Annotated in this window: 14 protein-coding genes; 6 read left to right on the top strand and 8 right to left on the bottom strand. The window is 64.3% G+C overall.

Annotated features, from left to right (window positions below):
* Positions 1-25: 25 nt before the first annotated feature.
* Entirely contained in the window at positions 26-553 is a 528-nt protein-coding gene (locus tag RHPLAN_RS36170; protein WP_068032393.1) for a chemotaxis protein CheW, read from the bottom strand.
* A gap of 240 nt (positions 554-793) precedes the next feature.
* Entirely contained in the window at positions 794-1,105 is a 312-nt protein-coding gene (locus RHPLAN_RS36175) for a GIY-YIG nuclease family protein (protein WP_068029301.1), read from the bottom strand.
* Between the two features lie 250 nt (positions 1,106-1,355).
* On the opposite strand from RHPLAN_RS36175, the gene RHPLAN_RS36180 reads away from it, so the two are divergent.
* Positions 1,356-2,201 carry a c-type cytochrome gene (locus RHPLAN_RS36180; protein ID WP_237179991.1) on the top strand — a complete coding sequence of 282 codons (846 nt, stop codon included), beginning with the start codon at positions 1,356-1,358 and terminating at the stop codon, positions 2,199-2,201.
* 8 nt (positions 2,202-2,209) lie between these two features.
* Here the strand turns inward: RHPLAN_RS36180 and RHPLAN_RS36185 are convergent, their stop codons facing one another.
* Entirely contained in the window at positions 2,210-2,707 is a 498-nt protein-coding gene (locus RHPLAN_RS36185) for a RidA family protein (RefSeq protein WP_198164638.1), read from the bottom strand.
* A gap of 119 nt (positions 2,708-2,826) precedes the next feature.
* Between RHPLAN_RS36185 and RHPLAN_RS36190 the strand changes: the two genes are divergently transcribed.
* Both RHPLAN_RS36190 and RHPLAN_RS36195 read left to right on the top strand, forming a co-directional pair.
* Positions 2,827-4,161 carry an ArsB/NhaD family transporter gene (locus RHPLAN_RS36190; RefSeq protein ID WP_068029304.1) on the top strand — a complete coding sequence of 445 codons (1,335 nt, stop codon included), beginning with the start codon at positions 2,827-2,829 and terminating at the stop codon, positions 4,159-4,161.
* Between the two features lie 197 nt (positions 4,162-4,358).
* On the top strand, positions 4,359-5,090 hold the full coding sequence (locus RHPLAN_RS36195; protein ID WP_068029307.1) for a DUF2865 domain-containing protein: 732 nt from the start codon (positions 4,359-4,361) through the stop codon (positions 5,088-5,090).
* Here the strand turns inward: RHPLAN_RS36195 and RHPLAN_RS36200 are convergent.
* Positions 5,080-6,177, bottom strand: coding sequence for an NAD(P)/FAD-dependent oxidoreductase (locus RHPLAN_RS36200; protein WP_068029310.1), 1,098 nt, complete (start codon positions 6,175-6,177; stop codon positions 5,080-5,082). The two genes, RHPLAN_RS36195 and RHPLAN_RS36200, sit on opposite strands and share 11 nt — an antisense overlap.
* Positions 6,178-6,385: 208 nt before the next feature.
* On the opposite strand from RHPLAN_RS36200, the gene RHPLAN_RS36205 reads away from it, so the two are divergent.
* From RHPLAN_RS36205 to RHPLAN_RS36215, 3 genes are all read left to right on the top strand, one after another.
* Positions 6,386-6,784 carry a rhodanese-like domain-containing protein gene (locus RHPLAN_RS36205; protein WP_068029313.1) on the top strand — a complete coding sequence of 133 codons (399 nt, stop codon included), beginning with the start codon at positions 6,386-6,388 and terminating at the stop codon, positions 6,782-6,784.
* A 479-nt stretch (positions 6,785-7,263) separates the two neighbouring features.
* Positions 7,264-9,099, top strand: a complete 1,836-nt coding sequence (locus RHPLAN_RS36210) for a Spy/CpxP family protein refolding chaperone (RefSeq protein ID WP_068029315.1) — start codon at positions 7,264-7,266, stop codon at positions 9,097-9,099.
* Between the two features lie 237 nt (positions 9,100-9,336).
* A complete protein-coding gene (locus RHPLAN_RS36215; RefSeq protein WP_157100710.1) occupies positions 9,337-9,975 on the top strand; it encodes a hypothetical protein in 639 nt (212 codons plus the stop codon).
* Between the two features lie 92 nt (positions 9,976-10,067).
* Here RHPLAN_RS36215 and RHPLAN_RS36220 read toward each other — a convergent pair whose 3' ends face one another.
* The 4 genes from RHPLAN_RS36220 to RHPLAN_RS36235 form a co-directional block, all read right to left on the bottom strand.
* Positions 10,068-11,687 (bottom strand): phosphoenolpyruvate carboxykinase, encoded by a 1,620-nt coding sequence (locus RHPLAN_RS36220; protein ID WP_068029322.1) that lies wholly within the window; start codon positions 11,685-11,687, stop codon positions 10,068-10,070.
* A gap of 264 nt (positions 11,688-11,951) precedes the next feature.
* A complete protein-coding gene (locus tag RHPLAN_RS36225; protein WP_068029325.1) occupies positions 11,952-12,209 on the bottom strand; it encodes a PQQ-dependent sugar dehydrogenase in 258 nt (85 codons plus the stop codon).
* Positions 12,210-12,295: 86 nt separating this feature from the next.
* Positions 12,296-13,318 carry an alpha/beta hydrolase gene (locus tag RHPLAN_RS36230; protein WP_068029328.1) on the bottom strand — a complete coding sequence of 341 codons (1,023 nt, stop codon included), beginning with the start codon at positions 13,316-13,318 and terminating at the stop codon, positions 12,296-12,298.
* A 41-nt stretch (positions 13,319-13,359) separates the two neighbouring features.
* Entirely contained in the window at positions 13,360-14,379 is a 1,020-nt protein-coding gene (locus RHPLAN_RS36235; RefSeq protein WP_068029330.1) for an alpha/beta hydrolase, read from the bottom strand.
* Between the last annotated feature and the right edge of the window lie 80 nt (positions 14,380-14,459).

Genomic DNA, 14,459 nt, shown 5'->3' on the forward strand with positions numbered 1-14,459 from the left:
CGCGCCCGCGCCAGGCAACGCTTCGTCAGCTCGCGAGCGCCAGATCCTTGGTTTCCGGCAAGGTCAGCAGACGGGACAGATCGATCAGCGCGATCAGCTCGCTCTCGATCGACACGATGCCGCTCAGGAAGGCCGACTTGCCGTTCTGGCCGATCTTCGGCACCGGCTTGATCTTCGCCGGATCGACCGTGACGATATCTGAGACGCGGTCGGCGAGCAGGCCGACGAGCTGACTGTCGATCTGCACGATGATCACCACATGCAGCGCGGTCGCCTCGGTCAAACCCTGACCGAAGCGGCAGCGCAGGTCGACGATCGGCACGATCGCGCCGCGCAGATTGAGCACGCCGCGCACGAAGTCCGGCTGCTCCGGCAGCCGGGTGATCTCCGACCAGACCTTGATCTCACGCACCGCCATGATGTCGACGCCGTAGCTCTCGTCGCCGATCGTGAAGCTGATGAATTGCGTGCCGTCGCTGCTGGTCGCGGCGGCGTCAGGCTCCCAGCCGGCGTCGGCGCTGCGCGTGTTCGGTGTTTTGGGTCGTTCGCTCATGGTCCGGCCTTCATACTCAAGGGGGCTGAGGCCCGCCTCCAATGCCGAAAGGCGCCGCAGCCCGCACATCACTCGGAAACGCGCCCTCTGTTTTGACCGATTCTCATTAAGACAATCTTGTGCCGGGACAGATTCACTGCGCGCGAGCCAGCGTCCGGGCAAACAGGAACTCGCCCAGGCTTAACGATTTTTCTAATCCACAAATAAAATTGGTTGAGTGTTCTCGCCGTTAGGCCGGGATCACACCGCAACAAAGAGCCTTTGCCGCAGCAGCTTCCGGAACTTCCGATCGCGCTTGAGGTACCACTCGCGGCTCATGGCCTGCCGCCGAGTGCGGAATTTTTCGGTGTGCAGCAGCACCCAGACGCGGCCGCGCGTGGTGCGCGCGCCGGTGCCGGCGTTGTGCTGCTTCAGCCGCTTCTCGACGTCGGTGGTCCAGCCCACATAGGTCAGCATGCGGTCCGGCGTCCGGCAGCCGAGAACATAGACAAAGCTTGGCATCGGCCGATTGTGCGCGATTCGCGAGAACGCGTCGCTAACGCGCGGATTCATCAACCCGCAGCCACGCCGCTTAAGGTGAAAAAAATCGGTTTTGTGCGCTTTCGTCGCATTCCTTATTCACATAGGCTGCACGGGGATTTCGCAGAGGGGGGCTCCTGTGAACTCGCTGGGAAAAATTTCGTTTTATGCACTGATCTCGTTGGCCATCGCGATTGGCGCCAGCCGCGCTGGCTTGGCACAGAATGGCTCATCTTCTGACGGGCTTCCCGCCTGGGCTTTCTTGTGGGACCCGAGCGTCAAAGTGCCCCCACCCGACGACAAGCCCAATTCACTCCCGGGCAGCAAAGCCGCGTTCAGTTGGAAACAGGCGCGCGATCTTTTTGTCGCGCCCGACTGGCATCCGGACGACCACGCCGCAATGCCGGACATCGTCGCAAACGGACGCAAGCCTGACATCCGCGCCTGCGGATCGTGTCATCGCGTCGAAGGCACCGGAGGTCCGGAGAATGCAAGCCTCGCCGGTTTGCCGGTCGCTTATTTCATCCAACAGATCGCCGACTTCAAAAGCGGCGCCAGAAAGTTGTCCGGCCCGCAGAGGCCTTCCACACAATTGATGCTGGCGTCGGTCAAAGACATGACTGACGCCGAGGTTCGCGCGGCGGCGGAATATTTCGCAGCGCTGAAACGCAAGCGCATCATCAAAGTCGTTGAAAGCGAGACCATTCCGAAAACCGGGCCGTCGCGCTTGTTTTACGTGAAGAGTCCGGAGGGCGGCACCGAGTCGCTCGGCCGGCGTATCGTCGAGTTTCCGGATGATGTCGACCAGTTCGAACTACGCGACTCACGAGCCACCTTCACGGCCTATGTGCCGGTTGGCAGCCTGGCGAAGGGAGAGGCGCTCGCGAAAACCGGTGGATCGGGAACGACCGTGGCCTGCAATCTGTGCCACGGGCCGGACTTGAAAGGCCTCGGCCCGTTTCCGCCGATCGCAGGACGCTCGCCGAGTTACATCGTTCGCCAACTCTATGAGTTCCAGCACGGCGGCCGGACCGGAGGTTCAAGCGCTCTCATGAAACTGCCTGTCGAGAAGCTCTCACAGGACGACATGATCGCGCTTGCGGCTTACGTCGGCTCGCTCGAGCCATAGCGGGCTCACTACCGGCGCTTCTTTTTGCTCGCGGCTTTCTTCGTCGGCCTCTTGGCCGGCTTGCTGACAGTCCCCCGCCTCGCGCCGGCCGCAGCTTTTGCGGCCCGGTCCGGCACAACCGCCACGGCTTCCACCTCGAACAGCGCGCCTTCGCGCGCCAGGCGACCGACCTGAATGGCCGTGGAGGCCGGCGGCGCCTTGGTGTTGACGAAGCTGTCGCGCACTTCGAAGAACACCGGCAGGTGCGACATGTCGACGAAGAAATTGGTGATCTTCACCACATGCTCGAAGCCCGCGCCGGCCGACTCCAGCCCGGCCTTCAGATTCTCGAAGCACTGCGTCGCCTGCGCCCGGAAGTCGCCCGGCTCGCCTGCGAACGCACCCTCAGGCGTCATGCCGAGCTGACCGGACAGATAGATCGTACGGCCCGGGCTCGAGGTCTCGACCACCTGGGTGTAGCCGCGCGGCGGCGCCATGGTTTTGGGATTTGAAAAGCGGTTGCTCACCCGTTCCTCCCTGAAATGCTTCTTCTTCGTCTCCTTGACGATACAGCCTCGACGCTTCCGCCGCATTGACTTCGCCGGGTCCGTGCTTGAGCTTTCCCCTGGAAAGCCAAAGGCCGGGAATGCAGGCGCACGCTTCGAACATTTATTTCGGTATGAACCCGATGTGGGTCGCGACCGCTCTGCTTGCGATCACTTACGCGGTCATCATCTCGGAAAAGGTCAATCGCTCCATCGTGGCGCTGCTCGGCGCAGCCGCGATGGTGCTGGTCGGCGTGATGGACCAGGAGGAGGCGCTGAAAGGCGTCGACTGGAACACCATCGGGCTCCTCACCGGCATGATGATCCTGGTGTCGATCTCACGCCGCTCCGGCATGTTCCAATTCGTCGCCGTGTGGTCGGCTCAGGCCGCCAAGGCGCATCCGGCGCGGATGCTGCTGCTTCTGCAAATCTGCACTGCGGTGCTGTCGGCCTTTCTCGACAATGTCACCACTGTTCTGCTGATCGTGCCGGTGACGCTCGCGATCACGCAGGAGCTGGACGTCCCGGCCTATCCGTACCTGTTCGCCGAGATCTTCGCCTCCAACATCGGCGGCACCGCGACGCTGATCGGCGATCCCCCCAACATCCTGATCGGATCGCAGGTCGGCCTCGACTTCAACGCCTTCGTGCTGCATCTCACGCCGATCATCCTCATTGTCATGGCCGTGCAGGCGATCATGATCCATCTGATCTGGGGCAAAGGGCTCAAAGCCAGCCCCGAGCGCGAAGCGCTGGTGATGGCCATGCAGCCCAAGCTCTCGATCACCGACTGGCTTCTGCTCAAGCAGTCGCTCGCGGTGCTCGCGGTGGTGATGATCGCCTTCATGCTGGCCCGACCGCTGCATCTGGAGCCTGCCACCATCGCGATGGCCGGCGCCGCGGTGCTGATGCTGCTCGACAACTGGGCCCATCACAACGAGAAGGCGGCGGCCAACATCCACCAGACCTTCGGCGACGTGGAGTGGATCACGATCTTCTTCTTCATCGGGCTGTTCATCGTGGTGCACGGCGTCGAGGTGGCGGGTCTGCTCAAGCTCCTGGCCGATCAGCTCGTCGCCGCGACCGGCGGTAACATGGCCCATGCCGGCTATGCCATCCTGTGGTCGTCGGCGGTGCTATCGGCCATCGTCGACAACATCCCGTTCGTCGCCACCATGATTCCGCTGATCAAGAGCATGGCGCCGGCCTTTGGCGGACCGGACAAGATCGAGCCGTTGTGGTGGTGTCTGTCGCTTGGCGCCTGTCTCGGCGGCAACGGCACGCTGATCGGCGCCTCGGCCAATCTCACCGTGGCTGGCATCGGCGAGCGGTCCGGGGTGCCGTTCCGCTTCGTGACCTATTCGCTCTACGCCTTCCCGATGATGCTGGTGTCGGTCGCGATCTGCCACGTTTATGTGTGGTGGCGGTATTTCTGAGGGCCCGCGTAAGTGGAACCAATTCCAGGCGAAATTCGCCTGGTGACCTTTCGTTTACCATAATCCCGCTAGGTTGGATTCGTTGACCTTTTCCGGGTCACGCCGGCGTTCCGAGCCGTCCTGCAACCAAATTCCGCGGTGCGGCGTTATAGGGCCACACCCGACAAAAATGGCCGGGCGTACCGGGGAGACAGCCTTTGCTCATCCTTTCTCGCTGTACGATCGCGAAGTCGGGCGCCGCATTGTTCGCTGTGCTGGCGCTGTCGGCATTCGGAAGTGTGCAACAGGCTGCAGCCGAGAACTTCTTCGAAACGCTGTTCGGCGGCTTTCAGCGCCGGATGTCGATGCCGCAACAGTCGAACTCCGATGCCGACCCTTCGGGTGGCGAAACCAGCGGCGGTTACGGCCACGGTACGGCGTACTGCGTGCGCACCTGTGACGGCCGCTATTTCCCGATCCAACGTCATGCCGGCGTGACGCCCGCGGAGCTCTGCCACTCGTTCTGTCCGGCGGCGCAGACCGTCGTGTTCTCCGGCAGCAAGATCGATACCGCGGTGGCGCAGAACGGCGCGCGCTACGCCGACATCGACACGGCGTTCGCCTACCGCAACAGGCTCGTTGCCAACTGCACCTGCAATGGCAAGGACGGCGGCGGCCTTGCCCGCCTCGACACCGCGACCGATCCGACGCTGCGCTCCGGCGACATCGTCGCGACCAACGACGGGCTCGCCACCTACAACGGCAAGACGGCCGAATTCACGCCGATCAATCCGGCCTCGGGTGAATGGGCGCGCAGGCTTGCCGAGGTCAAGGTGCGGCCCGCGCCGCCGCAGGACACGTCCGAGGTCGCGGCGGCACCGATGACCAACGACGACCCGAAGCCCGTAAAGCGCACACGCCGTGGCACGCGCTATTCCGCTACGGAGTGAGCTGCGAAACCACCTCATCGGCCAATGACAGCGACGACGTGAGCCCCGGCGACTCGATGCCGAACAGGTGCACGAGGCCGGGAAGCCCGTGCTGCGCAGGCCCCTCGATCATGAAATCGGCGGCGACTTCGCCCGGCCCGGTGAGCTTCGGGCGGATGCCCGCATAGTCCGGCTGCAATGAATCGTCCGGCAGTCCCGGCCAATAGCGGCGGATGCTCGCGTAGAACGACTTCGAGCGCTCCGGATTGACGTTGTAGTTCTCCTCGTCGATCCACTCGACGTCAGGACCAAAGCGCATGCGGCCGGCGAGATCGAGCGTCACGTGGGTGCCGAGCCCGCCGTCGATCCGCGGCGCCGGATAGATCAGCCGCGAGAACACGGGACGGCCGGCGTAACCGAAATAATTGCCGCGGGCGAGCACGAGCCGCGGCACGCGCGTGTCCGGATAATCCTCGGTGCTGTGGCCGAGCGCCTGCGCACCGAGGCCTGCGGAGTTGATCACCGCATCGACCGCAAGCTCGCCGCTCTCGGTCCCCGAGAAACGGACCAGCCAGCCGGCCTGGGTGTGGATCAGCCGCTCGACCTTGGTACCGAACGCGATCGCGCCGCCGCGATCTTCGAGATCGCCCTGCAGCGCGCGCATGAACGCATGGCTGTCGACAATGCCGGTGTTCGGCGAATGCAGCGCCGCGACGCAATTGAGCTGCGGCTCCATGGCGCGCGCTTTGGCGCCATCGATCATCACGAAGCCTTCGACGCCGTTGGCCGCGCCCTGCTTCAGGATCGCTTCCATCTTGCCGACCTCGGCATCCTCGGTCGCGACAATGAGCTTGCCGCACAGCCGATGCGGCACGCCATGCGAGGCACAGAACTCCACCATCAGGCGGCGGCCGCGCGGGCAGTGATGGGCGCGCAGCGAGCCGGTCGGATAGTACATGCCGCCGTGGATCACTTCGCTGTTGCGCGACGACACGCCGTTACCGATGCCCAACGTCTTCTCGGCCACGATGACGTCGTGTCCCTTCAGCGCCGCCGCGCGCGCGACCGCAAGCCCCACCACACCGGCACCGACGACAAGGATTTGCATGATCTGAAGACCCGATACCTCGCTGCGGCGCGGTGGTGAGACAAGTCGCCGCACGGCACGGCCCTTTTGAGAAAAATTCGGACGATCGGTCAAGAGAGCAGGCGGCGCGGGCATTCGGCAAGCCGACCATCCGCTGTAGTAGCCCCGTCGTCGCGCGCGGGCGCGATCACGAACCGATCCGCACCACATCGAAGGGAGACCGACCGAGATGACGACAAGCGTCAAACAGCTGCTGGATGCCGCCCACGCCGCGGTGCCGAAGGTCACGCCGGCGCAGGCGCGGGACATGATCGGCAAGGGCAACACACTGGTGGTCGACGTTCGCGATGCGGGCGAAGTCGAAAAGACCGGCAGGATCGCCGACGCCGTGAATGTCTCGCGCGGCATGCTGGAATTCCGCGCCGATCCGGAGTCGCCGTATCACGACAAGGCGTTTGCCAAAGACAAGACCGTGATCCTGTATTGCGCCTCCGGTGGCCGCTCGGCGCTCGCCGGCAAGACGCTGAAGGACATGGGCTACGACAAGGTGTTCAATCTGGGCGCCTTCAAGGATTGGGCCGAGAGTGGCGGGCCGACATCGGCCGCTCCCGGCGGCGGCGCTCGTTAGGCTCCATCGCAAGTCACCGATACGATTCTGGCGGCTCGCGCGCAACGCGAGCTGCCAGACATACGCATGCCGACGCGTTGGTGCGGCAAAGCGTCATCATCGAATGAACGCTCGATGAACATACAGAACGCAAATTCAACATAGAGCAGACGGACGCTCCCGTAACGGAACCAAAACAACAGGCGCCGGGTTTCATTCACGGCGTCATGGGAGCTTAGAAGACGATGTTTCGCTTGAGTGCTGGTCTCACCGCGACCGCAGTGGCCCTCGCCGTGCTGGCCGCGCCCATTCACGATGCAGCCGCGCAACCCGCCAAAAGAGGCGGCCCTGCACCGCGCGCGGCCCCTGCTGCGCCAAGGGCCGCTCCGGCGCCTCGCCCAGCTCCCGCACCGATGGTCCGGGCGGCGCCGCCGCAGATGGCGCGGCCGGCTCCACAGATGGCGCGACCCGCGCCGCAATTCTCCCGGCCGGCGCCTTCAATGGCCCGGCAGGCGCCGGCGTTCCGCTCCGCACCGCAGCAGCGCTTCGTGCGGCCGCAGAACGCGCCGCAGCCGCGCTTCGCCAGCCCCCGCCAGGCGCCTTCGATCCAGCGCATCGCGCCGCAGAATCGCGCGGCGACGCGCTTCGAGCGCCGGCAGCAGATCATCCAGCAGCGTCAGCAGACGGCGCGGCCGAACAACATCGCGCCGAGCGCCGTCACCAACAACGCGCCGAACCCGCGCCTGCAGCAGCTCGAATCGCAGCGCCGGCTCTCCCGCGGCGAGCGCCGCGAATTGCGCACGCTGCAACGGAACGAACGTCAGAACGCGCGGCAGCAGAACCTGACCGCGGATCAGCAGAAGACAGCGGCCACCGGCAATGCCAACCAGCAGCGCTTGCAGACGCTCGAGTCCAAGCGCCGTCTGAACCGCTCGGAGCGCCGCGAGCTCAATCGGCTCCGCCGCGACGAACGGCAGAACGCGCAGCAGAACCAAGGCGCCGGTCAAGACCGGACTGCGGCCACGACCAACAACAATCAGCAGCGGATCCAAGATCTGCAATCGAAGGGCCGCCTCAACCGCTCGGAGCGCCGAGAGCTGCGTCGACTGCAGCGCGATGAGCGCCGCAACGCTGCCAATCCTCAGCAGCAATCACCCCCGCAAACCGCGGTCCAGACCCAGCAGCGCCAAGAGCAGCGCCAAGATCGGCGGCAGCGCGCCGCACGCGCGCCGCTCACGCCGGCGCAAGTGACGCAGGGCCGCTTCGCCTCGAACCTGTCGCAGTTCAACAACAACCGGCGCGCCGGGCGCCGCGCGGCACGGCTTGCCTCGCGGATCGCCTGGCAGCTTGGCGTGCTGGCGCCGTACGTGCCGTGGCGCGGTCCGGTGTACTGGCCGTACGCCTACAACGACCTGTTCTATTACACGTTCTGGCCCGACTCCTACGATCCGGGCTACTGGGCCTATGCCTATGACGACTTCTTCGACGGCGTGTTCTTCCCCGACGGCGCGCCTTATGCCGAATATGCCGCCGAAGGCCCTTATGATGGCGCCTATGCGCGGACCACGACCACCGGGGTGGCGCCTTCGCGAAGCTACAGCAGCAGCGGCGGCGGCAATGTGCCGGGCCGCGTCAACCAGGCCACCCGCGAATTCTGCGCCGATCAGGCCACCGGCATCACGGCCTGGCCGATCGACAAGATCGCCAACGCGGTGGGTCCGAACAACGAACAGAAGAAGCTGCTCGACGATCTGCGACAGGCGTCGCAGCAGGCCGCGAGCGAGTTCAAGGATGCCTGCCCCGACGCCGTGCCGCTGACCCCGCCGGGCCGGCTGCAGGCGATGACCCAGCGTCTGCAAGCCATGGACGACGCGGTGACCACCGTGAAGCCAGCGCTCGAGGCGTTCACCAACTCGCTCAGCGACGAGCAGAAGGCGCGTTTCAACGAGCTCGGCCCGACGCTCCGCGGCTCGCAGAAGGCCGCAGCGACTCCCGATCAGACCGCCAACTGCAGCAGCGAGAAGGCCGGTCTCTCCAGTCTCGCGGTCGACCGCATCGAGAGCGCGTTGCAGCCGACCGAGGCGCAGGAGGCCTCTCTCGACCGTCTGGACGACGCCTTGCAGCAGTCCGTCGACACCCTGCGCAACGCCTGCCCCAACGTCGTACCTTTGACTCCGGTGGGCCGGCTCGATGTGATGAAGCAGCGGCTCGACGCCATGATCCAAGCTGCCAATGCGGTACGGCCTGCGCTCGAGGACTTCTATGCGGCGCTGACCGACGAGCAGAAGGCGAAGTTCAACCGGCTCGGACGCCAGTCCGCGCAATCGGCCGATTGATCTTTAGAATGAGCCAAAGGTAAAGGGCGGTTCCCCGCGCTGGCGAGCGGCCAGCGCGGGCACTTGTAAGTGGCCGCGCCGGCTCCTCGCGTCGCTTCGCGGCGGCGCGGCTAGCCGGCCCTTTTTATTGAATTGTCATTTTCGCGAGAGGTGTGGCCTCTCGCGCATTGAGACTCGCCCGGCGGCAATGCTACGGTTGTGTCACCGGTGGCCGGGCGGGGCGCTGAGACAGCTTCAATGTGGCGAGAGTATTTCGGTTTTGTTGCACCGGCGTTGGCGGTCATCAACGGTTTCATCGCCATCCTCATCTCGATGCTGCCGATCCGGCGGTCGGTGGCCAAGCTCCGGCTTGGCGTAACCGCGCTGATCATCGGCGCGCTGGCGATTGGCGCCGGCTATTACGCGAAATACGCGGCGCGATCTCAGAACGAGCAGCAGCAGTCGCTGCGCGATCAGGTCCGCGAGGATATTCAGACCCGCATCCTCGAAGGCCGCACCCTGCTCGGCCAGATCCGCGACGCGCAACGCGAGTTGCCGGCGCGCCCGGCCGACGAATGGGCGCTGCGCTCGGAGAACTATCTCCGCGACAGGCTCGGTGAGCGCTACGTGGCGCGGTTCCGGAAGGAAGCCAACGACCTCTACGGCGACGCCGCAATTCCCGGTCCGCGCATGGGTTATTGGCGCGCAGTGCGCAACCGCGTGGTGGCGCTGGAACTGATCGCGTCGGAACTGACCGAGCCGCCGGATGTCATGACGCCGGCACCGCCGGTGGCGGCGGTTCCAACGTCGGCTCCTGCTCCTGCGCCGAGCGCGGCAACGCCTGCGCCTGCGGCGCCCGCGTCAAACCCGGTCACGACTGCACCTGCGAGCAGGTAAAGCCGGCAATCGCCTTTGTAAATTTAGCGCAATGCAGAAACAAAAAGGGCGGCTCCTTCGAGCCGCCCTTTCCGCATTCATGCTGGCGCGGATTATTCCGCAGCCATCCGAACCTCGGGCGCCGCGGCGCGCACTTCCGCATCCACGGTCTTCTCGTACTTGGCAAAGTTCTTCTGGAACATGCCGACGAGCTTGCGGGCCGTTTCATCGAACGCCTTCGGATCGGCCCAGGTCTGATCCGGGTTGAGGATCTTGGTGTCGATGCCCGGCACTGCGGTCGGAACCGCGAAGCCGAAATACTTGTCGGTGCGGAACGTCGCGTTCTTCAGCGAGCCGTCGAGCGCGCCGGTCACCAGCGCACGCGTCACCTTGATCGGCATGCGGGAGCCGACGCCGTAGATGCCGCCGGTCCAGCCGGAGTTCACCAGCCAGCAATCGACCTTGTACTTGGCGATGTAGTCGCGCAGCAGCCGACCGTACTCCGCCGGCGGACGCGGCAGGAACGGCGCGCCGAAGCAGGTCGAGAATTCCGGCTCGACGCCGACAAGACCCTTTTCGGTGCCCGCGACCTTCGCGGTGTAGCCGGAGAGGAAGTGATACATCGCCTGGGCGGGCGTGAGCTTCGCAATCGGCGGCATCACGCCATAAGCGTCGGCGGTGAGGAAGATGATGTTCTTCGGATGCCCGGCCATGCCCGAGCGCGACGCGTTCGGGATGAAGTCGAGCGGATAGGCGGAACGCGTGTTCTCGGTCAGCTTGTCGCTGTTGTAATCCGGGATGCGGGTCTCCGCATCGTATACGACGTTCTCGAGCACGGCGCCGAAGCGGTTGGTGGCGTCCCAGATCATCGGCTCCGCTTCCTGCGAGAGCTTGATGCACTTGGCGTAGCAGCCGCCCTCGAAGTTGAAGATGCCGTCCGGCGACCAGCCGGTCTCGTCGTCGCCGATCAGCGTGCGGTTCGGATCGGCCGACAGCGTGGTCTTGCCGGTGCCGGAGAGGCCGAAGAACAGCGCGCTGTCGCCGTCCTTGCCGACGTTGGCCGAGCAGTGCATCGGCATCACGCCCTGGGCCGGCAGATAGAAGTTCAGCGTCGTGAACACCGACTTCTTCATCTCGCCCGCATAGGACGAGCCGCAGATCAGCACGATCTTGCGGGTGAAGTCGATCGCCACCTGGGTATCCGAGCCTTCGCGGCCGCCGTGACGCTTATGGTCCGGCTTGAACGACGGCATGTCGATGATGGTCATGTCCGCCATGAACGAGGCAAGCTCGGCACGATCCGGACGGATCAGCAGCTGGCGGATGAACAGCGAGTGCCAGGCGTATTCGGTGTAGACGCGCACCTTGATCCGGTACTTCGGATCGGCGCCGCCGTAGAGGTCCTGCGCGTAAAGCGTCTTGCCTTTGGCATGCGCCAGGAAGTCCTGGAGCATGTTGTCGAAGTGCTCCTGGCTCTGCTTGCGGTTGCCGTCCCACCAAACAGTGCTTTCGGTGAGCTGGTCGACCTTGGTGTGCTTGTCCTTCGGCGAACGGCCGGTGTGATGGCCGGTCTCGGCGCCGAGCGCGCCGCCCGCCACGATGGTCGCCTCGCCGTTCCGGATCGCGTGCTCATAGAGCGGCGCTTCGGTCAGATTCCAATGGACCGCACCGAGGTCTTTGAGACCGAATTTGTCGGCGCCAAAGGCGGCGTTACGCAGACCAGTTTCTTTCACGGAAAATTCCTCCTCACGCCTTCCGGGCCGCATCGGCAATCCGGAACCTCATGAAATGATGACCAGATTGGATGGCCCCCGGCGACGATCCGCATCGTCACATCGTGGGCGGACTTTTAGTCGCGATCATGACGCCTGCCAAGACCAAAGCATGCTGCAGCGGGCTACCCAAATCTGCATTGCGCCAAGTCAATGCCAAGTTTTGCAAAGTAAGATTACCGGAGCCCCGGCCACGTTGCGCTGCAACAAACGAAGCTTTCTCGCTCAACCGGGTGCGCGACGGTTGGCCGCAAATGCCGCACGGTCGACATTGAGGAACAGCAACCGCGCATCATCGGTCCAGAGCACCATAGTGCCATCGGGCAGCGCGGCGATATCCCGCAGGCGATGACCGAGAGCGATCGGCTCGCTGTAGACGATCCGGCCGCTGCCATCGCGCCGCAAGCGGTAGATCGATTGCGCTTTGAGCGACGTGACCAGCAGATCGCCGTCCCATGCGGGGTCGAAGTTTTCGACCTCCAACCCAGCGCCTGAACTGGCTTACCCGCCATGGAACAAGCGCCGGATACCAACAGTCCTGCTTGTCGTCCTGACTGACCTGCTCAGACTCAGTCAGCCAGCGCCTTGCCGACCAGCCATTTCTGAATCACATCGGCGATCTGATCGCTGTTCTTGTCCTGCATCATCATGTGCGAATTGCCCTTGATGCCGATGTCAGGAAGGTTGATCAGATCGACGCTGCCACCGGCCGCCTTGATGGCGTTGCCGTACTCGGTGTCGACCTTCTTGAAGGTCGCCCAGCGCGGATGCTGGTCGACATAATCGCCGAACACCATCAGCACCGGTACGTGCTTCAGCTTGGCGGCGTTTTCGACCTTGCCGGCGGTCGCCGATTCCACCGCGACGATGCCCTTGATCTTGTCGGGCCGCTGCTCGGCGGCGAGGAAGCCGAAATTGCCGCCCTGGCTGTGCACCAGCAGAACGCAGGGACAGACCTTGTCGATCAGCGCCAGATAGCCGCGCAGGATCGCCGCGTCCGTGGAGAGCCAGCGCGGCACGGTCTGCTTCATGTAGTTCTCATAAGCTTCGGCCGGAAACTGGTCGCCGGGGAGAAGCTTTCGCTTCTGCGGATCGGCGTTCCAGGAGCCTTCGCCGTCACCGATGCGGAAGCGCTCGAAAGGATCCTGATAGGTGAGAAAGATCGGATCGTCCGGCCATATGTCCTTGGAGGCGAAGCCCGAGCGGCCGCGCTCCACCGCGTCGGACACGTAAGTGTCCCAGCCTTTGCGGATGAAGAAGTTCATCCAGCCGTCGCGGCCGTCCGGCGTGCTCTCATAGGTGACGCCGGTGAGGCCGCCGCCGTGCCACATCAGCAGCGGATACTTGCCCTTCTTCACCTTGGGCAGGAAGTACTGCACGTACATCTGCTCGACCATGTACTGGCCGTTGGGGTCGAGCTTGGTCATCGGGCCGCCGGGCTGGCGCTGGATCATCCGCACCTCCTTGCCCGAAACCTCGGCGATGCGGCCGCCGACATGGAACGAACCCATGCCGCGCAGCACGATGTCCTCTGCGGCTGCGGTGCCGAAGCAAGCCGCCGCCAGGAAGGCGCCCATCAGAATCCGACGCATCGCTCTCTCCCTCATGTCCCGGACGCGGTGCAGCGAGCCCGTTATTCGCTGAAGCCTTTGCTCACGAGCCACTTCTGGATGACGTCGGCGATCTGATCGCTGTTCTTGTCCATCATCATCATGTGCGAGTTGCCCTTGATGCCGATGTCGGGCAGATCGACGAAGTCGACGCTGCCGCCGGCAGCCTTCAACGCATCCGCATACTCGACGTCGCCGGCGCGGATCTTCGACCAGCGCGGATGTTCCTTGGCATTGTCGCCGATCACGATCAGCACCGGCGAGTTCTTGATCGTCAAGACCTTGCTCTTGTCGCCGCCGAGCGTGGGCTCGACCGCGACCAGCGCCTTCACCTTGTCGGGACGCGCTTCGAGCGCCTTGAAGCCGAATGAGCCGGACTGGCTGTGCACCAGCACGACGCAGGGGCAGACCTTGTCGATCAGTTCGACGTAAGCCTTGACGATCTGATCATCGGTGGTGGTCCAGCGCGGAATGCCCTGCTTGAGGAATTGATCGTAAGCCTCGACCGGAAACTGCGAGCCCGGATAGCTGACACGCTTGGCGTGATCGTCGTTGTAGGAGCCGATCGGCCCGATGCGGAAGCGCTCCCACTGGTCGCCGACCGGCAGGAACACCGGATCGCCCTTGAAGGTGCTGCTCCAGCCGGCGCGGCCACGCTCCATGGCGTCGGAAATGTACGTGTCCCAACCGTGCCGGATGAAATAGTTGAGCCAGCCGGGCTTGCCGTCGGGCTTGGTCTCGTAGGTCACGCCGGACAGGCCGCCGCCATGCCACATCAGCAGCGGCAATTTTCCTTTGGCCTTCTGTTGCAGGAAGTACTGCACGTACATCTGCTCGACCTGGTACTTGCCGTTCGGGTCGACCTTGGCGGGCACGCCGCCCGGCGTGAACACGATCTCCTTGATCGGCTGTCCGGTGATCTCGACCCAGCGGCCGCCGATATGGAACGAGCCCATATCGCGCAGCGCGATCGGTTCGCTGGATTGGGCGAGAGCCGGCGTGACGGCGAGCGCGAATGCCAAGCCTGCCAATAGACGACGCATGGTGGTGCCTCCCCTGAGCGCGTTGTTCTGGTTGGCCGGGAGTGTGCCGCAACTGGCCGGCGCGCGTCTATCGGTGGGCA

This window comes from Rhodoplanes sp. Z2-YC6860 (genome assembly GCF_001579845.1).
Taxonomy (GTDB): domain Bacteria; phylum Pseudomonadota; class Alphaproteobacteria; order Rhizobiales; family Xanthobacteraceae; genus Z2-YC6860.

Excerpts from the sequence above, each read along its gene's own strand:
- RHPLAN_RS36215 (WP_157100710.1), top strand. The coding sequence starts at position 9,337 with ATGTGGCGAGAGTATTTCGGTTTTGTTGCACCGGCGTTGGCGGTCATC.
- RHPLAN_RS36210 (WP_068029315.1), top strand. The coding sequence starts at position 7,264 with ATGGCCCGGCAGGCGCCGGCGTTCCGCTCCGCACCGCAGCAGCGCTTC.
- RHPLAN_RS36170 (WP_068032393.1), bottom strand. The coding sequence starts at position 553 with ATGAGCGAACGACCCAAAACACCGAACACGCGCAGCGCCGACGCCGGC.
- RHPLAN_RS36175 (WP_068029301.1), bottom strand. The coding sequence starts at position 1,105 with ATGAATCCGCGCGTTAGCGACGCGTTCTCGCGAATCGCGCACAATCGG.
- RHPLAN_RS36205 (WP_068029313.1), top strand. The coding sequence starts at position 6,386 with ATGACGACAAGCGTCAAACAGCTGCTGGATGCCGCCCACGCCGCGGTG.
- RHPLAN_RS36200 (WP_068029310.1), bottom strand. The coding sequence starts at position 6,177 with ATGCAAATCCTTGTCGTCGGTGCCGGTGTGGTGGGGCTTGCGGTCGCG.
- RHPLAN_RS36230 (WP_068029328.1), bottom strand. The coding sequence starts at position 13,318 with ATGCGTCGGATTCTGATGGGCGCCTTCCTGGCGGCGGCTTGCTTCGGC.
- RHPLAN_RS36235 (WP_068029330.1), bottom strand. The coding sequence starts at position 14,379 with ATGCGTCGTCTATTGGCAGGCTTGGCATTCGCGCTCGCCGTCACGCCG.
- RHPLAN_RS36190 (WP_068029304.1), top strand. The coding sequence starts at position 2,827 with ATGCAGGCGCACGCTTCGAACATTTATTTCGGTATGAACCCGATGTGG.